The sequence below is a fragment of the Streptomyces sp. ISL-99 genome, from assembly GCF_018614005.1.
GTDB classification, from domain to species: domain Bacteria; phylum Actinomycetota; class Actinomycetes; order Streptomycetales; family Streptomycetaceae; genus Streptomyces; species Streptomyces flavidovirens.
Genome location: NZ_JAGGPC010000045.1, coordinates 1 through 23,406, shown reverse-complemented (window position 1 = coordinate 23,406; position 23,406 = coordinate 1). Strand labels below are relative to the sequence as shown.

At 70.4% G+C, this 23,406-nt stretch carries 18 protein-coding genes; 15 read left to right on the top strand and 3 right to left on the bottom strand.

Features of this window, described 5'->3' with window-relative positions:
- Positions 1-43: 43 nt before the first annotated feature.
- The 10 genes from J7E91_RS26225 (at position 44) to J7E91_RS26180 (ending at position 12,371) form a co-directional block, all read left to right on the top strand.
- The gene (locus J7E91_RS26225; protein WP_214908849.1) at positions 44-3,013 is read left to right on the top strand and encodes a M14 family metallopeptidase; all 2,970 of its coding nucleotides are present in this window, start codon (positions 44-46) and stop codon (positions 3,011-3,013) included.
- Between the two features lie 221 nt (positions 3,014-3,234).
- Positions 3,235-4,239 (top strand): type I glyceraldehyde-3-phosphate dehydrogenase, encoded by a 1,005-nt coding sequence (gene gap / locus J7E91_RS26220; RefSeq protein ID WP_214908847.1) that lies wholly within the window; start codon positions 3,235-3,237, stop codon positions 4,237-4,239.
- A 105-nt stretch (positions 4,240-4,344) separates the two neighbouring features.
- Positions 4,345-5,556 (top strand): phosphoglycerate kinase, encoded by a 1,212-nt coding sequence (gene pgk / locus J7E91_RS26215; RefSeq protein WP_214908846.1) that lies wholly within the window; start codon positions 4,345-4,347, stop codon positions 5,554-5,556.
- Positions 5,557-5,562: 6 nt separating this feature from the next.
- Complete coding sequence (gene tpiA, locus J7E91_RS26210) at positions 5,563-6,351, top strand: triose-phosphate isomerase (protein ID WP_214908845.1); 789 nt, start codon at positions 5,563-5,565, stop codon at positions 6,349-6,351.
- Between the two features lie 129 nt (positions 6,352-6,480).
- On the top strand, positions 6,481-6,711 hold the full coding sequence (secG, locus tag J7E91_RS26205) for a preprotein translocase subunit SecG (protein WP_028813905.1): 231 nt from the start codon (positions 6,481-6,483) through the stop codon (positions 6,709-6,711).
- A gap of 218 nt (positions 6,712-6,929) precedes the next feature.
- The gene (locus tag J7E91_RS26200; RefSeq protein WP_010352468.1) at positions 6,930-7,265 is read left to right on the top strand and encodes an RNA polymerase-binding protein RbpA; all 336 of its coding nucleotides are present in this window, start codon (positions 6,930-6,932) and stop codon (positions 7,263-7,265) included.
- Between the two features lie 110 nt (positions 7,266-7,375).
- Entirely contained in the window at positions 7,376-8,608 is a 1,233-nt protein-coding gene (locus J7E91_RS26195) for an MFS transporter (protein ID WP_214908844.1), read from the top strand.
- 57 nt (positions 8,609-8,665) lie between these two features.
- A complete protein-coding gene (gene pgi, locus J7E91_RS26190) occupies positions 8,666-10,318 on the top strand; it encodes a glucose-6-phosphate isomerase (protein WP_214908843.1) in 1,653 nt (550 codons plus the stop codon).
- 23 nt (positions 10,319-10,341) lie between these two features.
- Positions 10,342-10,839, top strand: a complete 498-nt coding sequence (locus J7E91_RS26185; RefSeq protein ID WP_214908842.1) for a PH domain-containing protein — start codon at positions 10,342-10,344, stop codon at positions 10,837-10,839.
- On the top strand, positions 10,836-12,371 hold the full coding sequence (locus J7E91_RS26180; protein ID WP_308377139.1) for a PH domain-containing protein: 1,536 nt from the start codon (positions 10,836-10,838) through the stop codon (positions 12,369-12,371). The genes J7E91_RS26185 and J7E91_RS26180 overlap by 4 nt, the downstream gene beginning before the upstream one ends.
- A 202-nt stretch (positions 12,372-12,573) precedes the next feature.
- On the opposite strand, the gene J7E91_RS26175 is transcribed toward J7E91_RS26180, so the two are convergent.
- From J7E91_RS26175 to J7E91_RS26165, 3 genes are read right to left on the bottom strand one after another with little or no spacing between them, the layout of a single operon-like run.
- Positions 12,574-14,889: an FtsX-like permease family protein gene (locus J7E91_RS26175; protein ID WP_214908840.1), complete on the bottom strand. Its 2,316-nt coding sequence runs from the start codon at positions 14,887-14,889 to the stop codon at positions 12,574-12,576.
- 5 nt (positions 14,890-14,894) lie between these two features.
- Positions 14,895-15,689 carry an ABC transporter ATP-binding protein gene (locus J7E91_RS26170; protein WP_214908838.1) on the bottom strand — a complete coding sequence of 265 codons (795 nt, stop codon included), beginning with the start codon at positions 15,687-15,689 and terminating at the stop codon, positions 14,895-14,897.
- Positions 15,686-16,192 (bottom strand): PadR family transcriptional regulator, encoded by a 507-nt coding sequence (locus tag J7E91_RS26165; RefSeq protein WP_214908836.1) that lies wholly within the window; start codon positions 16,190-16,192, stop codon positions 15,686-15,688. The genes J7E91_RS26170 and J7E91_RS26165 overlap by 4 nt, the downstream gene beginning before the upstream one ends.
- Positions 16,193-16,386: 194 nt before the next feature.
- Between J7E91_RS26165 and J7E91_RS26160 the strand changes: the two genes are divergently transcribed.
- The 5 genes from J7E91_RS26160 to J7E91_RS26140 all read left to right on the top strand — a co-directional run bounded on the left by J7E91_RS26160 (position 16,387) and on the right by J7E91_RS26140 (position 23,154).
- Positions 16,387-17,664, top strand: coding sequence for an ABC transporter substrate-binding protein (locus J7E91_RS26160; RefSeq protein ID WP_214908834.1), 1,278 nt, complete (start codon positions 16,387-16,389; stop codon positions 17,662-17,664).
- A 196-nt stretch (positions 17,665-17,860) separates the two neighbouring features.
- Positions 17,861-19,528, top strand: coding sequence for a glycoside hydrolase family 13 protein (locus J7E91_RS26155; protein WP_214908832.1), 1,668 nt, complete (start codon positions 17,861-17,863; stop codon positions 19,526-19,528).
- Between the two features lie 37 nt (positions 19,529-19,565).
- Complete coding sequence (locus J7E91_RS26150; RefSeq protein WP_374224782.1) at positions 19,566-20,894, top strand: ABC transporter substrate-binding protein; 1,329 nt, start codon at positions 19,566-19,568, stop codon at positions 20,892-20,894.
- Positions 20,895-20,905: 11 nt separating this feature from the next.
- A complete protein-coding gene (locus J7E91_RS26145; RefSeq protein WP_214908828.1) occupies positions 20,906-22,282 on the top strand; it encodes an ABC transporter permease subunit in 1,377 nt (458 codons plus the stop codon).
- Positions 22,279-23,154 carry a carbohydrate ABC transporter permease gene (locus J7E91_RS26140; RefSeq protein ID WP_214908826.1) on the top strand — a complete coding sequence of 292 codons (876 nt, stop codon included), beginning with the start codon at positions 22,279-22,281 and terminating at the stop codon, positions 23,152-23,154. The genes J7E91_RS26145 and J7E91_RS26140 overlap by 4 nt, the downstream gene beginning before the upstream one ends.
- The last annotated feature ends 252 nt before the right edge of the window (positions 23,155-23,406 follow it).

Genomic DNA, 23,406 nt, shown 5'->3' with positions numbered 1-23,406 from the left:
GTCGTCTGTCTACTTACGTGGCAGGCAACAGCAAGGGGGGCTCATGAGACGCAGAGCGAGATCGATCCTCGCAGCGGGCGCATTGCTCATCGGCGGTGTGACGGTGGCACCGTCCGCGCAGGCCGCCGGGACGGGCGCCACCGGCGCGGCCGGGGCCGACGCGGGCGCCGACGCCGTCAAGGTGTTCAACGCCGACGTCACCAAGGAGCAGATACCCCTGCTCCTGGCCGCCGGCCAGGACGCCCACGAAATGGGCGAACGCGCACCGGAGAAGGGCACGGCGCGCGTCGAGCTCTTCCTCACCGACGCCCAGGCCGAGGAACTGGCCGCCAAGGGCGTCAGGAACCTCGCTGAGCGCAAGGTCTCGGCGAAGACGGAGTCCCGCATCGCCGCGGCCGGAGACGGCGTCTACCGCCCGTACAGCGGCAAGGGCAATCTCCAGGAGGAGATCGTCAGGACCGGCCAGGCGCACCCGGACCTCACCAAGGTCGTCTCCATCGGCAAGACCCACCAGGGCAAGGACATCCTCGCCCTCAAGCTCACCAAGGGCGCCAAGAAGACCAAGGACGGCGCCAAGCCCTCCGTGCTCTACCTGTCCAACCAGCACGCCCGTGAGTGGATCACCCCGGAGATGACCCGGCGGCTGATGCACCACTACCTGGACCGGTACGGCAAGGACCGCCGCATCACGAAGATCGTGGACTCCACCGAGCTGTGGTTCGTGCTCTCCGCCAACCCGGACGGCTACGACTGGACCCACGACCCGGCGGGCGACCGCCTCTGGCGCAAGAACATGCGCGACATCGACGCCGACGGCAAGTACACCGCGAGCGACGGCGTCGACCTCAACCGTAACTTCGGCTACAAGTGGGGCTACGACAACGAGGGTTCCTCGCCGAACCCCGCCAGCCAGACCTACCGCGGCGCGTCCCCCATGTCCGAGCCCGAGACGCAGGCGCTCGACCGCTTCCAGAAGCGCATCGGTTTCGAGTACGGCATCAACTACCACTCCGCCGCCGAGCTGATCCTCTACGGAGTCGGCTGGCAGGTCGCCACGCCGACCCCCGACGACGTGCTCTACAAGGCGCTCGCGGGAACGCCCGAGAAGCCCGCCGTTCCCGGATACCACCCGCAGGTCTCCTCCGAGCTCTACACCACCAACGGTGAGGCCGACGGACACGCGGCCAACGTCAACGGCACGATGATGTTCACCCCGGAGATGACCACCTGCCAGACGGCGTCGAACATCGACCCCGACGACCAGTGGAAGCCCGAGGACTGCCAGTCCGGATTCAACTTCCCCGACGACGAGAAGCTGATCCAGGCGGAGTTCGCCAAGAACATCCCCTTCGCGCTCTCCGTCGCGGAGACCGCCGCCCACCCCGACCAGCCGTCCTCGGCCGTCGGTATGGCGGCCCCCGACTTCACACCGGACACCTTCACGACGTCCTACGCGCGCGGAGGCGACCAGGACGTCGCCGTAACAGCCCGCAAGTCGCTGCGCGACAAGGAGCTCAACTACCGCATCAACGGCGGCCGTACGCACGACGAGGACCTGGAGCGCTGGAAGGGCGGCGAGACGTACGGCGGCGAGGACAACCTCTGGTTCGACGAGTACCGCGCCGAGGTCGAGGACGCCGAGCCCGGTGACAAGGTGGAGGTGTGGTTCACCGGACGCACCAAGGCAGGCAAGCGCACCTCCAGCGAGCACTTCACGTACACGGTCGCGGAGCGCTCCCGCGCGGACACACTGGTGATCGCCGAAGAGGGCGCACCCGCGCAGCACGCACAGAAGTACGTCGACGCGCTCAGGGCGAACGGCCGCAGTGCCGCCGTCTGGGACGTCGCCACCCAGGGCGCGCCGCACGCGCTCGGCGTCCTCTCCCACTTCCGCACCGCTGTCCACTACACCGGCGCCAAGGCGCCCACAGGCCCCACCCAGATGGCCGTACGGGCGTTCCTCAACGCGGGCGGCAAGCTGATCGAGGCCGGTGAACTGGCGGGCGGAAACGCGGTCGTCGGCCCGGCCGTCACCAACGACTTCAGCCAGTACTACCTCGGCGCCTACGGGCGTACGAGCGCCGCCGGCGCCACCGGATTCACCGGCACGGGAACACTCGCGGGAACGGACAGCCCGCTCACGGGAGCGCCCGGAAACTCGCTGGACGCCGCGGGCGCGTACACCGTCACCTCGGACACGCTGCCGGCCGAGCGGTTCCCGCAGTTCCGCAGCGCGCACGCGGGCCGCTACACGGGAGTCGTCAATCCGTACGCCCCGTACGCGGGCCAGTGGATGGCCGCCGCCGCGCACGAGGACGGCACCTGGAAGCGCCTCGCCCGTACGGTCGACCTCACCGGGGTGAGCGCGGCCGACAAGCCGCAACTGCGTCTCGCCCTCAACTGGAACACCGAGAACGCCTACGACCACGCCGTCCTGGAGGCACGCACCGTGGGCGCCGAGGACTGGACCACGCTGCCCGAAGCGGGCGGCGCCACCCGGACCGCGGTACCGGCCGAGTGCGACCAGGGCTACTACATCAACGGACACCCCTTCCTGCGCCACTACCTCACCCTGGAGGCGGGCGGCTGCACGGCGACCGGCACCAGTGGCGCGTGGAACAGCTTCACCGGCTCGTCCGGCGGCTGGAAGCCGGTCTCCTTCGACCTCAGCGCCTACGCGGGCAAGAAGGTCGAGCTGGCGCTCAGCTCGATCACCGACCCCGGCAGCGGCGGCCGCGGCGTCTTCGTGGACGACGCACGCCTGACCGTCGGCGGGGCCGACAAGGAGAGCGAGGGCTTCGAGACGTCGCTCGGTGCCTGGACCGTGCCGGGAGCCCCGGCCGGAAGCCCCGCCGCCGGGAGCGACTGGGCCCGCTCGGGCGAGCTGTTCAAGTCCTATGCGGCGGTCACTACGCGTGACACGGTCCTCTTCGGATTCGGCCTGGAGCACGTTCCGGGCGCCGCCGAGCGGGCCGCGCTGCTCGGCAAGGCGCTGAGTTCGCTGCGGCGCTGACACCGGGGCCGCTCCGGCCTCACTCTGGGTGACCGGGGCCCGAAAGGCCGCAGGGCCCGGCGGTCCGTGCCCCTACTGGGGAGTACGGACCGCCGTGCCGCGTACGGGGCCGCTCGATGTCACCCACAGCGCCACGTAGAGGTAGGGTCGGAACCGGTCGGGGACATCCCATACATCTCGCCGGCGTCGAAACCCGGCGTACCAACGAGGAGATCGGTTTCGTGACGATCCGCGTAGGCATCAACGGCTTCGGCCGCATCGGGCGCAACTACTTCCGGGCGCTGCTGGAGCAGGGTGCGGACATCGAGATCGTGGCTGTCAACGACCTGGGTGACACTGCGACCACGGCACACCTTCTGAAGTACGACACCATCCTCGGCCGCCTCAAGGCCGAGGTGTCGCACACGGCGGACACCATCACCGTCGACGACCACACCATCAAGGTGCTCTCCGAGCGCAACCCGGCGGACATTCCGTGGGGCGAGCTGGGCGTCGACATCGTGATCGAGTCCACCGGCATCTTCACCAAGAAGGCGGATGCCGAGAAGCACCTCGCCGGTGGTGCGAAGAAGGTCCTCATCTCGGCTCCGGCCAAGAACGAGGACATCACCATCGTGATGGGTGTCAACCAGGACAAGTACGACGCGGCCAACCACCACGTCATCTCCAACGCCTCCTGCACCACCAACTGTGTGGCGCCGATGGCCAAGGTTCTCGACGAGAACTTCGGCATCGTCAAGGGTCTGATGACCACGGTGCACGCGTACACCAACGATCAGCGCATCCTGGACTTCCCGCACTCCGACCTGCGTCGCGCTCGCGCCGCCGCTGAGAACATCATTCCGACCACCACGGGCGCCGCCAAGGCCACCGCGCTGGTCCTCCCGCAGCTCAAGGGCAAGCTCGACGGCATCGCGATGCGTGTCCCGGTCCCGACCGGTTCGGTCACCGACCTGGTCATCACGCTGGAGCGCGACGTCACCAAGGACGAGATCAACGCGGCCTTCCAGAAGGCCGCCGAGGGCGAGCTCAAGGGCATCGTCGAGTACACGGTCGACCCGATCGTGTCCTCCGACATCGTCAACGAGCCGGCTTCCTGCACCTTCGACTCGTCGCTGACGATGGCCGAGGGCAACCAGGTCAAGGTCATCGGCTGGTACGACAACGAGTGGGGCTACTCCAACCGCCTCGTCGACCTCACGGTCTTCGTCGGCAGCCAGCTCTGATCCGTCCGGCAGGCACCTCGATGTGAGCACAGGGCTCGGGCAGCGCAACGCGGCGCCGCCCGGGCCCTGTCACGTGTTTTGTCTCCCAAGGAGTCCAGAAAACAGATGAAGACGATCGACGAACTTCTCGCCGAAGGGGTCGCGGGCAAGCGGGTATTCGTCCGCGCCGACCTCAACGTGCCGCTCGAAGGCACCACCATCACCGACGACGGCCGCATCCGCGCCGTCCAGCCGACGATCGAGAAGCTCGCCGCCGCGGGCGCCCGGGTCGTCGTCGCCTCGCACCTGGGCCGCCCCAAGGGCGCCCCGGACCCGGCCTTCTCGCTCGCCCCGGCCGCGGAGCGCCTCGGTGAACTCCTCAAGACGGACGTCGCCTTCGCGACCGACACGGTCGGCGAGTCCGCCAAGGCCGTCGTCGCGGGCCTGGCCGACGGCCAGGTCGCGGTCATCGAGAACCTCCGCTTCAACGCCGGCGAGACCTCGAAGGACGACGCCGAGCGCGGCGCCTTCGCGGACCAGCTGGCCCAGCTGGCGGATGTGTACGTCGGTGACGGCTTCGGCGCCGTGCACCGCAAGCACGCCTCGGTCTTCGACCTCCCGGCCCGCCTGCCGCACGTCGCGGGCGGCCTCATCGCCACCGAGGTCGGCGTCCTGAAGAAGCTCACCGAGGACGTCGACCGGCCGTACGTCGTGGTCCTCGGCGGCGCCAAGGTCTCCGACAAGCTCGGCGTGATCGACCACCTCCTCGAGAAGGCCGACCGCATCCTGGTCGGCGGCGGCATGGCGTACACCTTCCTCAAGGCGCAGGGCCACGAGGTCGGCATCTCGCTGCTCCAGAAGGACCAGGTCCCGACGGTCCTGGAATACCTGGAGCGCGCCAAGGCCAAGGGCGTGGAGTTCGTGCTCCCCGTCGACGTACTGGTCTCCGCGGAATTCCCGGACCTCAAGACGAAGGCTCCGGCGAACCCGACGACGGTCGCCGCGGACGCCATTCCGGCCGACCAGGAGGGTCTGGACATCGGTCCGGAGACCCGCAAGCTGTACGCATCGAAGCTCGCCGACGCGGCCACCGTCTTCTGGAACGGTCCGATGGGCGTCTTCGAGCACCCCGATTACGCCGAGGGCACCAAGGCGGTCGCCCAGGCCCTCGTCGACAGCCCCGCCTTCACGGTGGTCGGTGGTGGCGACTCCGCCGCCGCCGTCCGCATCCTGGGCTTCGACGAGAACGCATTCGGCCACATCTCGACCGGTGGCGGCGCCAGCCTCGAATACCTCGAGGGCAAGACGCTGCCCGGCCTCGCCGCACTGGAGGACTGACCCTTAATGACTGTTATCGGCCAAGGCCGTACCCCGCTGATGGCGGGCAACTGGAAGATGAACCTCAACCACCTCGAGGCCATCGCGCACGTCCAGAAGCTCGCCTTCGCGCTCACCGACAAGGACTACGACTCCGTAGAGGTCGCGGTCCTGCCCCCCTTCACGGACCTGCGGTCCGTGCAGACGCTGGTGGACGCCGACAAGTACAAGATCAAGTACGGCGCTCAGGACATCTCGGCGCACGACTCCGGCGCGTACACCGGTGAGATCTCGGGCGCGATGCTCGCCAAGCTCAAGTGCGCGTACGTCGCCGTCGGGCACTCCGAGCGCCGGCAGTACCACAACGAGAGCGACGAGCTCTGCAACGCCAAGGTGAAGGCCGCGTACAAGCACGGTCTGACCCCGATCCTGTGCGTCGGTGAGGGTCTGGACATCCGCAAGGCGGGCAACCAGGTCGCGTACACGCTCGCCCAGCTCGACGGCGGCCTCAAGGACATCCCGGCCGAGCAGGCCGAGTCCATCGTGATCGCGTACGAGCCGGTGTGGGCCATCGGCACCGGCGAGGTCGCCACTCCCGAGGACGCGCAGGAGGTCTGCGGAGCGATCCGCGGCCGTCTCGCGGAGCTGTACTCGCAGGAGCTGGCCGACAAGGTCCGCATCCAGTACGGCGGCTCGGTCAAGTCCGGGAACGTCGCCGCGATCATGGCGCAGCCGGACGTCGACGGGGCCCTGGTGGGCGGCGCGGCGCTGGACGCGGACGAGTTCGTCAAGATCGTCCGCTTCCGCGACCAGTGAGTAGGCCCTAGGGCCGATCCGTCGTACCCTGGCGGGGGCCGAGGCGGCTGTGCAGCAGCCGTCCGGCCCTCGTCGCCCGTCTTCGAAGTCCGAAGTCCGAAGTCCGAGGAAGTTGGTCCAGCCGTGGTTATGGGGTTCTCGATCGCCCTGATCGTCTTCAGCCTGCTGCTGATGCTGCTGGTTCTGATGCACAAGGGGAAGGGCGGCGGTCTCTCCGACATGTTCGGTGGCGGCATGCAGTCGTCCGTCGGTGGGTCCTCGGTCGCCGAGCGCAACCTCGACCGCATCACCGTGGTGGTCGGTCTGATGTGGTTCGCCTGCATTATCGTGCTTGGTCTGCTGATGAAGCTGGACAGCTGACCCTGGACAGTTGACCCGTCGTCCGGTATGGAGGCGGGAGCGCGGCCTATCATGGGGTCCACGGCTCGCGTTCGCGGGGGCGGGGGTGTAACTCCGGTCGGTGGATGCGCGTTGGGCCCTACGTAGACTGGGGCGCTCGCAGCTGAGCTGTTCGGCGACTCCGCGGCGGTAGCCGCTGACTGATGCAGCGCAGCACCATCACGCAGGGAGTTACGACCGTGGCAAGTGGCAACGCGATCCGGGGAAGCCGGGTCGGAGCGGGGCCGATGGGCGAGGCTGAGCGCGGCGAGTCCGCGCCCCGTCTCCGCATCTCCTTCTGGTGCTCGAACGGGCACGAGACGCAGCCGAGCTTCGCCAGTGACGCTCAGGTCCCGGACACCTGGGACTGCCCGCGCTGCGGGTTCCCGGCCGGACAGGACCGGGACAATCCGCCGGCTCCGCCGCGCACCGAGCCGTACAAAACGCATCTCGCGTACGTACGGGAACGGCGCAGCGACGCGGACGGCGAGGCGATTCTCGCCGAGGCCCTCGCGAAACTGCGGGGCGAGATCTAGGAATTGTGGTCCGGCCGGACGCCTGCGGGTGTCCGGCCGGACTGCTTCCCGGGCCGATTGTCAGTGGCGCCCTCTACGGTTCTTGAAACAGGGGACCGGAAGGGGGAGTTGTGACGACGAGCGAGGCCGCGGCGGCAGAACCGGCCGCGACGGATGTCCGGGCTCCGGCCTGGCGCGGGGGATTCGGCCGGCTGTGGACGGCTGCTGTCGTCTCGAAGTTCGGCGACTCGCTGCGCACGGCCGCGATGCCGCTGCTGGCCGCCTCACTGACGTCCGACCCGGTGCTGGTGGCCCTGGTGACGGCGTGCGGCTATCTGCCGTGGTTGCTGTTCGGGCTGCTCGGCGGTGCGGTGGCCGACCGGGTGGACCAGCGGCGGGCGATGTGGGCCGTGGATCTGGTGCGGGCCGCCCTGATGGCCGCCTTCGCGGTGACGGTCGCCCTCGGCCACGCCTCGATAGCGCTGCTCATCGCGCTGGCCTTCGCGCTCACCACCCTCCAGACGCTCTTCGACAACGCGGCCACGGCCCTGCTGCCCTCTCTGGTGCCCAAGGCCGCGCTGGGCAGTGCCAACGCCCGGCTGCTGACCGGACAGCAGATCGCGGGCGGTTTCCTCGCCGCACCGCTGGTGCCGGTGCTGCTGCTGGCGGGGGCAGCCGTACCGTACGCCGCGGACGCCGCGACGTACGTCCTGGGGGCCGTGCTGATCGCCTCCCTGCGGGTGACGGGGCCGGAGCGGCCGCCTAGACCGGCGGGCAGCACGCTGCGCGGGGACATCGCGCAGGGGCTGCGGGCGCTGTGGCGCGACCGGGTGCTGCGCGGGCTCTGCGTCGCCACCACGCTGTGCAACATCGGCATGGCCGCGCTCATCGCCACGCTGGTCCTCCACGTCACCGGCTGGCTCGACGGCGGGCAGGGCGGTTACGCGGCGGCCCTCACGGCGTACGGCGTGGGCAGCGTGGTAGGCGGGCTGCTCGCCGGGCGGCTCTCCACGCGGATAGGGCGGGTGCGGAGCGTGTTCGCGGCCGGAGCCGTGCAGGTGGGCTGCCTGGCCGCGATGGGGCTGGTCCGTGAACTATGGGTGACGATCGTGGCGATGGCCCTGTTCGGACTCATGGGGCTGGTGTGGAACACGAATCAGGTGACGCTGATGCAGGAGCGCAGCCCTGAGGCGCTGCTGGGAAGGATCGGTTCGGCCTTCCGCACGCTCGCGGTCGCCGGCGCACCGCTCGGCGCGCTGCTCGGCGGCGCGGCAGCGGCCGCCTGGGGACTGAACACACCCGCCTTGCTGGCGGCGGCGCTCTTCGCGGCCGCCATAGCATCGCTGGCCGCTCTGATCAATTAGGTTGGAGCTGCCAGGGGGCATGCACGCAGGTACGAGAAGAAGTGGGCTGATGTCCGGATGAACACAGAAAGCCGTACGAGGCTCAACCAGATGCCCGAGTGGGCCGCTCTCGCCAAGCACCGTGAGCAGCTGGGCCGGACGCATCTGCGCGAGCTGTTCGCCGCCGATGCCGAGCGAGGCACGGCGTACACGCTCAAGGCCGGCGACCTGTATCTCGACTACTCGAAGCATCTGGTCACGGACGAGACGCTGGGGCTGCTGCGCGAACTGGCCGGTGCGGCCGGGGTGGCGGAGCTGCGGGACGCGATGTTCCGCGGGGAGAAGATCAACACCACCGAAGACCGCGCGGTGCTCCACACCGCCCTGCGCGCCCCGCGCGACGCGGTGATCGAGGTCGACGGGGAGAACGTCGTCCCCGCCGTGCACGAGGTGCTCGACAAGATGGCCGCCTTCGCCGACCGGATCAGGTCGGGGGAGTGGACCGGCCACACGGGAAAGCGCATCAAGAACATCGTCAACATCGGCATCGGCGGCTCGGACCTCGGACCCGCCATGGCGTACGAGGCGCTGCGCTCCTTCACCGACCGGGACCTCACGGTCCGCTTCGTGTCCAACGTCGACGGGGCCGATCTGCACGAGGCCGTGCGGGACTTGGACGCGGCCGAGACGCTGTTCATCATCGCGTCCAAGACCTTCACCACGATCGAGACCATCACCAACGCCACGTCGGCGCGCGACTGGCTGCTGACCAGCCTGCGGGCGGAAAGCGACGCCGTCGCCAAGCACTTCGTGGCGCTGTCCACGAATGCCGGGAAGGTCGCGGACTTCGGCATCGACACAGCCAACATGTTCGAGTTCTGGGACTGGGTGGGCGGGCGCTACTCGTACGACTCGGCCATCGGCCTGTCGCTGATGATCGCCATCGGCCCGGCCCGCTTCCGCGAGATGCTCGACGGCTTCCACCTCGTCGACGAGCACTTCCGCACCGCGCCCGCGGAGGAGAACGCGCCGCTGCTGCTCGGTCTGCTGGGCGTCTGGTACGGGGCGTTCTTCGACGCGCAGGCGCACGCGGTGCTCCCGTACTCGCACTACCTGAGCAAGTTCACGGCGTACCTCCAGCAGCTGGACATGGAGTCCAACGGCAAGTCGGTGGACCGCGAGGGCAACCCCGTCGACTGGCAGACGGGGCCCGTGGTGTGGGGCACGCCGGGGACCAACGGGCAGCACGCGTACTACCAGTTGCTGCACCAGGGCACGAAGATGATCCCGGCGGACTTCATCGGCTTCGCCAGGCCGGTCGCCGACCTGCTGCCCGGCCTGGAGGCCCAGCACGACCTGCTCATGGCGAACTTCTTCGCCCAGACGCAGGCGCTCGCCTTCGGCAAGACGCCCGACGAGGTGCGGGCGGAAGGAGTGGCCGAGGACCTCGTGCCGCACAAGACGTTCCGCGGCAACCACCCGACGACGACGATCCTCGCGGACGAGCTCACCCCCTCTGTGCTGGGCCAGTTGATCGCGCTGTACGAGCACAAGGTGTTCGTCCAGGGCGCCATCTGGAACATCGACTCGTTCGACCAGTGGGGTGTCGAGCTCGGCAAGGTACTGGCCAAGAAGATCGAGCCGGTGCTCACCGAGGGCAGGGGCGGCGAGCAGCTGGACAGCTCGACGGCGACCCTCGCCGCCAAGTACCGCACACTGCGCGGGCGCTGACCGACCGACAGGAGGCCGGGCCGATGACCGGGGGGACCGTGCGGCTCAGGCCGCCGAACAACACGCTCGACCGGCGGGTCATCGGCTGGTGGCGGACCCAGTGGCTGCTGCTGACCGTGGTGCCGGTGGCCGTACTGGCTGTGCTGAGCGTGCTCGTCGCGCCCGCACGCCCGTGGTTGCTGCTTGCCGCCGGCGTGGTCGCGGTGCTCGGCGCGGCCGTCACGGTGTTCCTGCCGCTGTGGTGGTTCCGGGTACACCGCTGGGAGGTCACGCAGGACGCGGTGTACGTGCGTACCGGCTTCTTCTGGCAGGAGTGGCGGATCGCGCCGATGTCGCGGATCCAGACCGTGGACACGGTGCGCGGACCGCTGGAGCAGGCGTTCAGGCTGGCCACGGTCATCGTCACCACCGCGTCCTCCAAGGGAGCGGTGAAGATTGAGGGACTGGACCATGAACTCGCCGCGGAGCTCGCCGAGCGGCTGACGCTGATCACACGGGCCACCCCCGGGGACGCGACGTGAGCGTCGCGGGGGGCGGGACGCGGCCGGAGAGCGGCGACGGGTGGCGGCGGCTGGACCCGCGCACCGTTCTCGTCGCCGCGCTGGTCATGGCGGGCATCGCGGTGGGCGCGGGAGTGCCCGCCTTCATCGGGCTGGTGGGCGGCAGGCCGGTGTGGCAGGCGTTCACCTGGGTGTTCACCGGAGCCGTGCTGCTGATCGTGGGCGGCGCCGCGCTCGACTACGTACGGTGGCGCAGGACGCGGTACCGCATCGGTGCCGAGCGTGCCGAACTCCACACGGGCCTGCTGCTGGTCAAGCGCCGCTCGCTGGCACGTGAGCGCATCCGCAGCGTCGACCTGACGGCGAATGTGCTGCTGCGGGTCCTCGGGCTGGTGAAGGTCCGTATCGGTACGGGTGAGCACACCGGAGGCGGCGAGTCCACCCTCGAACTCGACCCCGTCACACGGGAAGAGGGCGAACGGCTGCGCAGGGAGCTGCTGGACCGGGGGACGGCCACCGCCGGCCCCGGCCCGCACCGCGAGGGGGAACTGGCCGTCCTCGACCCGGCGTGGATCCGGTACGCGCCGGTGTCCTTTGTCGCCCCGGCTCTCGGCGGCGCCGCGGCGGGCGGGCTGATGCAGGTCAGCGAATGGTTCGGTGCGCAGGGGAAGCTGATCGGCTGGGTGCGGGACCGGTTCCAGGACACGCCGGTCGTCTGGATCGTCGTGGCGCTCGTCGCGGGGGCGTGTGCGGCGGGAGTCGTGGGTGCGCTCGGCCTGTGGGTCGAGATGTGGTGGAACTACCGGCTGGAGCGGGAGCCGGGGGGTACGTTGCGGGTCCGTCGTGGCCTGTTCACCACGCGGTCCGTCTCCATCGAGGAGCGCAGGCTGCGCGGTGTGGAGCTTGTCGAGCCACTCGGCGTACGGACGTTGGGCGCGGCGCGGGTGGACGCGGTCGCCACCGGGCTGGCGGCCGGCGAGGACAGCGGGCACGCGGACCACAAGACGCTGCTGCCGGCCGCGCCGAGGGCCACGGCGGAGGGGGTGGCGGCGTCCGTCCTGCGTGAGCCCGCCGCACCGACGGGCACGGCCCGCCTCACGCCGCATCCGCCGGCCGCCCGCACGCGCCGGCTGCGCTGGGCGCTGGGCGCGGCGCTGCTGCCGGTCGTCGTCCTCACCGTCCTCGGTGTGCTGGTGACCGACGTCCTTCTGTACGTCGCCGGGGTGTGCGCGGTGGTGCTGCTGCCGGTGGCGGTGCTCCTGGCGCTGGACGCGTACCGCAGCCTGGGGCACGGGATCAGCGGCGACTACCTGGTGGCGCGGTCGGGGACGGTGCGGCGTACGACGGTCGCATTGCAGCGGGGCGGCGTGATCGGGTGGACGGTCAAGCAGTCCGTCTTCCAGCGCCGGGCCGGACTGGTCACGCTCACCGCCACGACTGCGGCCGGGGACGGGGCGTACTCGGTGTACGACGCCGCCGAGAGCGAGGGGTTGGGCTTCGCCGACGCGGCGGTGCCGGGGCTGCTGGCGCCGTTCCTGGAGCGGGCGGAGTAGGCGCTCGCGGGTGCGGGTGCGGCGTGTGCGGGGGTGCCGCTGCGCGGGGCTTTCCCCGACCCGCCCCTTCCCGAACTGGGGCTCCGCCCCAGACCCCGGTCCTCAAACGCCGGACGGGCTGGAGGGGGTGGAGGGTGCTGCTGAGGCTCCGCCCCGGAAAAGCTCCGCCGCTGAGCGGTCGGACGCGGTGCGCGTCTGCGGGTCAGGCCGCCGTGGTCAACGTGTCGGTCGGGCGGCGGTGGGTTGCTCGGGTCGCGGGGAGGGTGGAGGCCGCGATCGCTCCCAGGACCGCGGCCGCCACCACCGTCAGGAGGACGAGCGCGGGCGGGGACTGGGCGATGCCGGCGCCGATTCCGCTCGACCGGCCCTGCGCGTCGATCAGGCTGCCGCCAAGCAGTACGCCGAGCGCCGTGCCGGACATGGCCGCCGCCAGCGCGGTGAGCGCGGCGGACGTCACGATCATCGACGTCACCTGGCGCGGGGTCAGGCCCATCGCCTTCAGTGCGAGCAGGTCCCGCTCGCTCTCGCGCACGCTCGCACCGATCGTGGTCAGCAGCTCCGTCAGCCCGATCAGCGCCAGCACCGCGATCAGGCCGGTGACCAGCCCGCGCGCGGGAGTCAGCCCGTCGGCCGGGCTCGTCGCCTTCCCGATCTCCAGGCGGCCGTCCAGCGCGCGCGTCAGTTCGGTGCTCACCGCGGCCGTGTTCGCGCCCGCGTGCAACCGCAGTTGGTAGAAGGCGGGTTCCAGCGAGGGGTCGCGCTCGCGGAGCGTGTCGAGGTCGGTGGTGACCACCCGGCCCGCGTTCTCCGGCTCGATGGCGCGGCCGACGATGTGCAGGATCTGCGGGCGGCCTCCGACCGTCATCCGCACCCAGTCGCCGACCTCGATGTCCAGGAGGTCGAGCAGGCCCTGGCCCGCCACCGCCTCGTCGGGTCCGTTCGGGGCACGGCCCTCGGCCGGTGCGAAGGGGTACGGGTTCGCCCAGGAGCCGAGGCCGCGCAGGGCTATCGTGCCCGTCTGGCCGGGAACCAGCGCCGCGACCTCCACGCCGGGGTGGGCCGACGCGACCCGCGGGTTCGCGTTCAGTACGGTCCGTACGTCGTGATCCTTCAGGCCTTCCGCCGCGCGCGCCGTCAGCTCACCCGTCGGACCGTTCCCTGCCGCCCGGCTCTGGAAGCCGTCCAGCGTGGACCACGCGCTCAGCGCGACCGTGATCAGCAGCACCGGCAGGGCCAGCCGGGCGATCGAGGACAGTGAGCGGGTCCGGCGGCCGAACGCGTTGTGCCAGCCGAGCACCAGAGCGGGCGGGACCTTCAGCCCGAGCGCGCCGCGGGCCACCGCCGACATCCGCCCGCCCACCGGTGCGGCGGCCCGCAGCGCCGGTACGGGCGGGACGCGCCCCGCCCGCCACGCGGCGAGGCCGGTCGCCGCACCGATGAAGAGGAGGGTGGCGGCGGGCAGGGCCAGGAGTACGGCCGTGTGGCCCGGGAGGTCCTGCCACACCCCGACCGCCTCACCGATCCGGCCCGGCGTCCGGGCGCCCAGCGTCTCCACGAGCGCCGTTCCCAGGACGACACCGGACAGGGCGAAGGCGAGGTGCTGGATGAGGAAGATGCGTACTACCTGCCCCGGCGTGAAACCGATCGTCTTCAGGACGGCGATGTCCCGCAGATGGCCGCGGACCCGGGTGCTGATCGCGCCCGTGACCGCAAGCGCGGCGGCCAGCAGCGCGCCGAGCCCGAAGACGCCGAGGAGAAGGCCGAGCAGCCGGCTGTCGCTCTGGGCTTCCGCGCGCGCCTGATGCCAGTGGGAGACCTCGGTGACTTCGCCGGCGCCGAGCGCGGTGACAGCCCGCTGTACGGCGAAGTCCGTGTCGTCGGGGTGGTCGAGCCGCACCCCCACGACCTGCCCGGTGCGGTCGTCCGGCGCGCCGGTGAGGGCGGGCTCGCCGGGCAGCACCCAGCCGGTGCCCGGCCGGTCACCGGGCCGGTACGGGGACTCGGCGCTGTCGGCGACGCCGACGACAGTGAGGCGGCGTACGGATGATCCGTCTGCGCCGGGCAACGAGAGGGTGTCCCCGGGGCCGGCCCACAAGGCGCGGGCCAGGCTGCTCTCCAGGACGATGCCGCCGGCTGCCCCCGGGTCGAGCCAGCGCCCGGATGTGATCAGTGGGCGGCCCGTCTCCGAGCGGTCGGGGGCGGCGCCGCGCAGTTCGACGGCGGCCTCGGCGCCCTGGGACCGTACGGTCGTACGGGCTGTGCGGTACGGACCGGAGAGCGCGTCGACACCGTCGAGCCGGGCCAGACCCGCCGCGTCGGCGGAGGGGCTGGTGTGGATCCACACATGGGCGCCGCGGGACTCGTTGAACACGCGCTGCCAGGGGTTGGCGGCGTAACTGAGCAGCGCGCCGGCCAGCAGCAGCGAGACGATGATCCCGGCGGTCGCGAGAACGATGAAGAGCGCCTCGCCGCGGTGCGTGCGCAGATCGGCGTGTGCCCAGCGCAGAGTGGCCCGCACCGCGGTCAGTCCTTCAGTTCGAGGACACTCGCGACGCCTCGGCGGCCGGTCCCCGCGCCGAGTGTCGCGTCGTCGGCCACGCGGCCGTCGAAGAAGCTGATGACCCGGTCCGCCGCGCTGGCGAGCCGGTGGTCGTGCGTGACCAGCAGGATGGCCTGGCCGCGCTGGTGGAAGCGGGACAGCAGCCGCATCACCTCGCGGGTGCCCTTGCTGTCCAGGCTGCCGGTGGGCTCGTCGGCGAGCAGCAGGCCCGGGTGGTTGACCAGGGCGCGCGCCAGGGCTACGCGCTGCTGTTCGCCGCCGGACAGTTCGCCCGGCATGCTGCGCTCCTTGCCTTCGAGGCCCAGCTCGGCGAGGAGCTTCTCGCGCTCGCCGCGGGCCTGGCGCGCGTTGCTGCCCGCGAGCAGCGCCGGCAGCTCGATGTTGTCGGCGACCGTCAGATTCGACACGAGGTTGAAGAACTGGAAGACGACGCCGATACGGCGGCGGCGCAGTACCGCCCAGCGGGCCTCGCTGTAGGAGTCGACGCGCTCGCCGTCCAGCCAGATGCTGCCGCTGTCCGGCCGCTGGAGACCGCCGAGCAGATGCAGCAGGGTGGACTTGCCCGCGCCCGACGGGCCGGTGACCGCGACGAACTCGCCCGGGCGGATCGTGAGATCGACGCCGCGTACGGCGTGGGCGGGTGCGCCTTCGCCGTGGTGGGTCTTGACCAGCCCTTCGGCACGCAGGACGGGAGGTGCGGCGGGAGGCGAGACCGGAGGCGCAAGGGGAGGCGCGACGGGAGGCGCTTCGTCGCTCATTCCAGCTCCTCCTGACAGCGTTCCAGCCAGTCGAGGTCGGCCTGCAGATGCAGCATCGCGCCCTCGATCAGCAGTTGGGAGATCCGGTTGTCCCGGTCTTCGGACGCGGCGAGTTTCGACAGATCCCGCAGGGTGTTGAGGTACTGACGCCGCTGTTTGTTGATGAGAGTGATCTGGTCGGCCATGCCGGACGCCGGTGCGAGGGCGAGCTTCATGAAGAACTCGTCCCGTACGCGCGGCTCGTCCGTAGGGTCCTCGAACCAGACATGCAGCGCTTCCCGCCCGGCGTCGGTCAGCCGGTAGATCTTCTTGTTGGGCCGGTTCGACTGGGCGATTTCCTCGCCCTCGATGAGGCCGGACTTCTCCAGCCGGCCGAGAGTGACATAGATCTGGCCGACGTTCGGCTGAGGGTACGCGGCACCCAGCAGTTGCTCAAGCCCCTGCTTGAGCTCGTATCCGTGGGCGGGTCCGCGGGCGAGGAGGGCGAGAAGGGGCAGGCGCACGCGTGCTCTCCTCCTCCCCGTTCCGTACGTGTTCCGTACTTGCTCGTAGCGGCCGGACCCGACCGCCGTCGGAGTGTGGCCCGTATCGCCCTGGTGTGGTGCGTCGGGCTCTAGTATCGCCCATGCCTAACGGGTATACATGGCCCCTGACGTCAGTCGAGGATGAAGGGCGCCGGTGTCCAGGGAGGGAACCTATGCGGTGGATACGAGCCGCCGGTAGGGGTCTCCTCGCCGTCGCCGTGATCATGGCCGGTTACGCGGGTGGCGGCGCGCGCGCCGAAGGGCCGCCGGGCGGCCGGGACGGGCGCGGGCCCATGACGCTGGCCACGGCCGGTGACCTGACCGGTTATCTCGGCCCGCTGCTGGACGGCTGGAACCGTACGCATCCCGGCGAGAAGGTCACCCTCGTCGAGCTGCCGGACTCGGCCGACGAGACCCGGGCGCAGATGATCACTGAACTGCGCGCGGGCAGCGGCCGGTTCGACGTACTCAACATCGATGTGGCCTGGACCTCCGAATTCGCGGCCGCGGGCTGGATCGCCCCGGTCGACCGCAGTCGCTTCCCGCTCGACACCTTCCTGCCACCGGTGGTCGACACCGCCACCTTCCAAAGTCGGCTGTACGCCGTCCCTTATGTCACCAATGCCGGGTTGCTCTACTACCGCAAGGACATCCTGCGGCGCGAGGGCGAACAGCCGCCGCGCACCTGGGCGGACCTGGAGCGGCAGGCGTCGACGATCGCCCCGAAGTACGGAATCGACGGGTACGCCGGACAGTTCCTGCCGTACGAGGGGCTGGCCGTCAACGTCACCGAGGCGGTGCATTCGGCGGGCGGATCGTTCCTCCGGGACGAGGGCGAGCGGGTCACCGTGGACTCCGCTGCCGCCCGCGCCGGACTCGGTTTCCTCGCCGGGGGAGTGCGGGACGGCTGGATTCCGCAGGAGGCGCTGCGCTTCAAGGAGGAGGAGTCGCGGCAGGCCTTCCAGGACGGCCGGCTGCTCTTCCTGCGCAATTGGCCGTACGTCCATTCCGGAGCCGGCGGCAAGGAATCCGAGGTCGCGGGGAAGTTCGGCGTGACAGCGCTGCCGGGGCCCGACGGGCCGGGCGCGAGTGTGCTGGGCGGCTCCAATCTCGCGGTCAACGCCCACTCCCGGCATCAGGAGTCGGCCACCGACCTGATGGCCCACCTGACCAGCGAACCCGTACAGCGCAAGGTCCTCACCGAAGGCTCGCTGCCGCCGGTACGGGCCGCGCTGTACGCCGATCCGGAGCTGGTGCGCGCGTATCCGTATCTGCCGACGCTGCGCAGGAGTGTGCTCGCGGCGGAGCCCCGGCCCAAGAGTCCGCGCTACGACCAGGTGAGCCTGGCGGTGCAGGCGGTGGCGTACGACGCGCTGGCGCTGCGCCAGACGCCGGAGCAGGCCGTGGACCGGCTGGCGCGGGAGCTGCGGGCCGTGGCCCGCAGAGGCTGAGGGCCTTCCTGCCGCTCGCCTAGTTACACGTTAGGCATTCAAACCCCTTTAAGTTTTGGGACATAAGTACGCAACTCAGGGCGGCTTTCTGCCCCTCCGTTGACACCCTCTCGTCACGCCTACTTAACATGCATGCATAACGGGGGGCCTGCTCTGGGTGCTCCCGCACGCACAAGTAGGAACAGGTCCACGGGTGATGCTCACTGCCCCGGCCGACAACGGCCTCCCCCTTCGCGTCGCGCACCACTGGTGGCGGGACGCGGTGATCTACCAGGTGTACGTCCGCAGCTTCCTGGACAGCACCGGCGACGGCATCGGTGACCTGGCCGGCGTACGGGCGGGGCTGCCGTACCTCAAGAAGCTCGGCGTCGACGGCATCTGGCTGAGCCCGTTCTACCCCTCGCCGCAGCACGACCACGGCTACGACGTCGCCGACTACTGCGACGTCGACCCGGTCTTCGGTGACCTCGCCGAGTTCGACCTGCTGGTCACCGCCGCCCGGCGGCTCGGCATCAAGGTGCTCCTCGACATCGTCCCCAACCACTGCTCCAGCGAGCACGTCTGGTTCCGCGAGGCGCTGGCCGCGCCGCCCGGCAGCGCCGCCCGCGCCCGCTTCCACTTCGCCGACGGCAGGGGGCCGGGCGGCGACGAGCCGCCCAACAACTGGCGCGCGATGTTCGGCGGCCCCGCCTGGTCCCGCGTCACGGAGCGGGACGGCGCCCCCGGCCAGTGGTACCTCCACATGTTCACCCCCGAGCAGCCCGACCTGAACTGGCGCAACCCCGAGGTCGCCGCCCACTTCGACCACGTCCTGCGCTTCTGGCTCGACCGGGGCGTCGACGGCTTCCGCATCGACGTCGCGGCGGGACTCTTCAAGCACCCCGACCTCCCCGACTCCCCGGACCCCGAGGCCGACGAGCGGACCCGCGACTCCGTCAACCCGCTCGCCTGGAACCAGCCCGAGGTGCACGACGTGTGGCGCCACTGGCGCGCGGTCTGCGAGGAGTACGCCGCCCGCGACGGCCGGGACCGGCTGCTGGTGGGCGAGGTCTCCGTGCCCACCGCCCGCGAACACGCCCTGTACGTACGCCCCGACGAGCTGCACCAGGCGTTCTTCTTCGACCTGCTCGGCGCCCCCTGGGACGCCGACGCGTTCCAGAAGATCATCTCCGGCGCGATGCAGGACATCGCGGGCACCGGCTCCACCGTGACCTGGGTCCTCAACAACCACGACCAGGTCCGCACCGTCACCCGCTACGGCGAGTCCGGCACCGGGGGCAGCGGCCTCGGCTCGGCGCGCGCCAGGGCCGCCGCGCTGCTGATGATGGCGCTGCCGGGTTCGGCGTACATCTACCAGGGCGAGGAGCTCGGCCTGCCCGAGGTCGTGGACCTGCCCGACGATGTCCTCACCGACCCCATATTCCGGCGTACGGGCAGCCGCAAGCGCATCCGTGACGGCTGCCGCGTCCCGCTCCCGTGGTCGGGACACGCCTCCCCCTTCGGCTTCACCTCGGGCGCGGAAGGGGCCAGGCCGTGGCTGCCGCAGCCCGAGTGGTTCGCCGAGCACGCCACGGACCGGGCCCTGGCCGACACCCGCTCCTTCTGGCACCTCTACCGCGACGGGCTGCAACTGCGGCGCGGACTCCCGCAGTTCGGCGAAGGCGGCCTGCGCTGGCTGGAGAGCCCGCCCCAGGTGCTCGCCTTCACACGGGGCGACGGGCTGGTGTGCGCGGTCAACTTCGGCACCGGCCCCGTACCGGCCCCGGTCGCCGGCACCCCGCTGCTGGCCAGCGGCCCCTGCGTCAACGGCGTACTGCCCGGATCCACCGCCGCCTGGTGGATCAGCGACAGCGCCACCCTGTGACCCCTCCCTCTCCACCTCTTCGGAAGGAACAGTCATGATGAGACTGAAGCGACGGACCGTGGCAGCCTGCTCCTCGGCGCTCGCACTCGCGCTGGGCGCGACCGCGTGCGGTGGCGGTGACATCGCCCCCGCGGGCAGCGGCGGCGGGAAGCTCGACGGCAGCAAGGTGGTCGTCGCCGGTGTGTGGTCCGGCACGGAACAGAAGAACTTCCGGAAGGTGCTCGACGCCTTCACCGAAAAGACCGGCGCCAAGACCGAGTTCATCTCCACCGGTGACAACGTCTCCACCGTTATCGGCAGCAAGATCGAGGGCGGCAACGCCCCCGATGTGGTGATGGTGCCTCAGACGGGTGTGCTGAAGCAGTTCGCCCAGAAGGGCTGGCTCCAGCCACTCGGCAAGAAGACCGAACAGACCGTCACCGACAACTTCGCCCCGGTCTGGAAGAACTACGGCACCGTCGACGGTGACTTCTACGGTCTGTACTTCAAGGCCGCCCACAAGTCGACGGTCTGGTACAGCCCGGACGCCCTCGACCAGGCGGGCGTCAAGCCGCCGAAGACGTACGCCGAGATGCTGAAGAGCTCCGCCACGGTCGCGGACTCCGGCCTGCCCGCCTTCGCCGTCGCCGGAGAGGACGGCTGGACGCTCACCGACTGGTTCGAGAACATCTACCTCTCCCAGGCCGGTCCTGAGAAGTACGACCGCCTCGCCGCCCACAAGCTGCCGTGGACCGACCCGAGCGTCGTCAAGGCACTCACCACCCTGGGCGAGCTGTTCTCCGGCAAGGACCTCGTCGCGGGCGGCAGGCAGGGCGCGCTGAGCACCGACTTCCCCAGCTCCGTGGGACAGGTCTTCGGCGCCGACCCCGAGGCCGCGATGGTCTACGAGGGCGACTTCGTCGGCTCGATAGCCAAGGAGGAGTACGGGAAGAAGATCGGCCAGGACGCGGCCTTCTTCCCGTTCCCCGCCGTGGACGGCGGCAAGGCACCGGTGGTCAGCGGCGGGGACGCCGCGGTGGTGCTGAAGGACGGCCGCAACCGCAAGGCCGCCATGGCACTGATGGACTACCTCGCCACGCCCGAGGCGGCCGAGGTGTGGGCCGCGGAGGGCGGTTTCCTCTCGCCCAACAAGAAGGCCGACCCCGCCGCCTACGGTGACGACACCGCCCGCAGCATCGCCAAGTCGCTCGTCGACGCCGGTGACACGGTCCGGTTCGACATGTCCGACCAGGCCCCGGCGGCCTTCGGCGGCACAAAGGGCATGGGGGAGTGGAAGATCCTCCAGGACTTCCTGCGCGACCCCGCCGACCCGAAGGGCACCGCGGCCGCGCTCGAAGCCGCGGCGGCCAAGGCCTTCAAGAACTGAGGGCGACAGCCATGACCGCCCTCACGACTCCCGCCCGTACCACCGCCCGGTCCTCGCCGGCTGTTACGCCGCCCTCCGGTCCCCGGCGCAGCGCCATCCGCCGCCGCTGGCTCGTGGCCGTGGTGTTCGCCCTCCCCGCCCTGCTGCTGCTCGGCGTACTGGTCGTCTACCCGATGCTGTTCTCCGTGGGACGCAGCTTCTTCGACGCCACGGGCACCCGCTTCGTCGGCGGCGACAACTACACCGAGATGTTCCGCGACCCGGCCACGCTCAAGGCCATCCGCAACAGCACCATCTGGGTGGTCGTCGCCCCCACACTGCTCACCGGCCTCGGGCTGATCCTCGCCGTACTCACCGAGAAGGTCCGCTGGGCGACCGCCTTCAAGCTGCTGCTCTTCCTGCCCATGGCGGTCTCCTTCCTCGCCGCGGGCATCATCTTCCGGCTCGCATACGAGGAGGACCCCGACCGCGGCGTACTCAACGCGGTGGCGGTCGGCGTCCACGACACCTTCCAGGACTCCTCCTCCTATCCCACCGCCCGCGCACGCGACGGGCAGGGACTCGCGAAGGCCGCGGACGGCTCGTTCCGTACGACCGGCGAGGCGCGTCCGGGACGTACCGTCACCCTCGGACTCGTCGGCGTACAGCCGGACGAGCTGCCCGCCGGGGCCGCACCCGCCCGGCGCGCGGCGAGCGCCGCGGCCGCCCCGGACGAGCTGCGCGGTGTCGTCTACCTCGACTTCACCCCTGGCGGGGGCGGTGAACAGGGCAAGGTCGACGCGAAGGAGCGCGGACTGCCGGAGGTGGCGGTCGAGGCGGTCAGCGACGACGGCAAGGTGGCCGCGCGGGCCACCACCGGGGCCGACGGGTCGTTCCGCTTCGCGGATCTGGCCGCTGGTTCCTACGAACTGAGGCTGCCCGCCCAGAACTTCGCGCCGCCGTACGAGGGCATCTCCTGGCTCGGGCCCGCCCTCGTCACACCGGCCGTCATCGGCGCGTACCTGTGGATCTGGACCGGCTTCGCGATGGTGCTCATCGGCGCCGGGCTCTCCGCCCTGCCGCGGGAGACCCTGGAGGCGGCCCGGATGGACGGCGCGAACGAGTGGCAGATCTTCCGCAGGATCACCGTGCCGCTGCTCGCCCCGGTCCTGACCGTGGTCTTCGTGACCCTGGTGATCAACGTGATGAAGGTCTTCGACCTCGTCTACATCATCGCGCCCGGCCCGGTGCAGGAAGAGGCCACCGTACTGGCCACCCAGATGTGGCTGGTGTCCTTCGGCGGAGGCCAGGACCAGGGGCTCGGCAGCGCGCTCGGCGTGCTCCTGCTGGTGCTGGTCGTGCCCGCCATGCTCTTCAACGTCCGCCGCTTCCGCAGGAGTCAGTCATGACCGTCATCACTGACAAGCCACGTCAGTCGTGGTCCGCGAGGCTGACACGCGGGCTCAGCAGCGGAGTTGTCCAGGCGGTACTGATCATCGTGGGGCTGATCTGGATCACACCGCTGGCCGGGCTCTTCCTGTCCTCGCTGCGCACCGAACGCGACAACGCGGGCAGCGGCTGGTGGACCGCACTGGCCGAACCCGGACAGCTCTCGCACGACAACTACAGCACGCTGCTCGCCGATACGGGCATCACGCAGGCGTTCTGGAACACCGTGCTGATCTCGGTGCCCGCCACCACGCTGGTCGTCGTACTCTCCGCGCTGGCCGCGTACGCCTTCGCCTGGCTGGAGTTCCCGGGACGGGACGCGCTCTTCCTGGTGGTCGTGGCGCTGCTCGTGGTGCCGGTCCAAGTCGGCCTGCTGCCGGTGGCCAAGCTGTTCGGGCAGCTCGGGCTCTTCGGCACCATTCCGGGCGTCGTCCTCTTCCATGTCGCGTACGGGCTGCCGTTCGCCATCTTCCTGCTGCGCAACTACTTCGCCGAGATCCCGCGCGAAATGCTGGAGGCGGCCCGGATGGACGGCGGCAGCGAGTGGCGGATCTTCGCCCAGCTGGTCCTGCCGGTGGGCCGACCCGCCCTCGCCAGCCTCGCGATCTTCCAGTTCCTGTGGGTCTGGAACGACATGCTGGTGGCGCTGCTCTTCGCGGACAGCGCCTCGCAGCCGCTCACGGTGGCGCTCCAGTCCCAGATACGGCAGTTCGGCAGCAACATCGATGTGCTGGCGCCCGGCGCGTTCCTCTCGCTGGTCGTGCCGGTGGCCGTCTTCTTCGCCTTCCAGCGCCACTTCGTGCAGGGCGTCATGGCGGGCTCCGTCAAGTAGCGGCGCCTCATGACGAGGGCCCGGCGCCGCCGCAAGGCGATGCTGTTGGTTAATTCGGGCCTGTGCGTGACGTCGGCCTTCAAGACCCGGTTGTGGTCTTGAAGGCCGACGTTGTCGTGTGGGGTGGGTGCGGATGTCGATGCAGCCGAAGGGGTCCGGGGAGATCCCGGCGGAGACGGTGCGGGTGGCGCGGGCCGCGTTCCCGAAAGGGAGCCTGGCGATCCGTGTGAGGGACGAGCTGGGGTTGTTGTT

Excerpts from the sequence above, each read along its gene's own strand:
- J7E91_RS26170 (WP_214908838.1), bottom strand. The coding sequence starts at position 15,689 with ATGAGCGACGAAGCGCCTCCCGTCGCGCCTCCCCTTGCGCCTCCGGTC.
- J7E91_RS26225 (WP_214908849.1), top strand. The coding sequence starts at position 44 with ATGAGACGCAGAGCGAGATCGATCCTCGCAGCGGGCGCATTGCTCATC.
- J7E91_RS26185 (WP_214908842.1), top strand. The coding sequence starts at position 10,342 with ATGACCGGGGGGACCGTGCGGCTCAGGCCGCCGAACAACACGCTCGAC.
- J7E91_RS26155 (WP_214908832.1), top strand. The coding sequence starts at position 17,861 with ATGCTCACTGCCCCGGCCGACAACGGCCTCCCCCTTCGCGTCGCGCAC.
- J7E91_RS26150 (WP_374224782.1), top strand. The coding sequence starts at position 19,566 with ATGAGACTGAAGCGACGGACCGTGGCAGCCTGCTCCTCGGCGCTCGCA.
- pgi (WP_214908843.1), top strand. The coding sequence starts at position 8,666 with ATGAACACAGAAAGCCGTACGAGGCTCAACCAGATGCCCGAGTGGGCC.
- J7E91_RS26160 (WP_214908834.1), top strand. The coding sequence starts at position 16,387 with ATGCGGTGGATACGAGCCGCCGGTAGGGGTCTCCTCGCCGTCGCCGTG.
- tpiA (WP_214908845.1), top strand. The coding sequence starts at position 5,563 with ATGACTGTTATCGGCCAAGGCCGTACCCCGCTGATGGCGGGCAACTGG.
- secG (WP_028813905.1), top strand. The coding sequence starts at position 6,481 with ATGGGGTTCTCGATCGCCCTGATCGTCTTCAGCCTGCTGCTGATGCTG.
- J7E91_RS26140 (WP_214908826.1), top strand. The coding sequence starts at position 22,279 with ATGACCGTCATCACTGACAAGCCACGTCAGTCGTGGTCCGCGAGGCTG.
- pgk (WP_214908846.1), top strand. The coding sequence starts at position 4,345 with ATGAAGACGATCGACGAACTTCTCGCCGAAGGGGTCGCGGGCAAGCGG.
- J7E91_RS26145 (WP_214908828.1), top strand. The coding sequence starts at position 20,906 with ATGACCGCCCTCACGACTCCCGCCCGTACCACCGCCCGGTCCTCGCCG.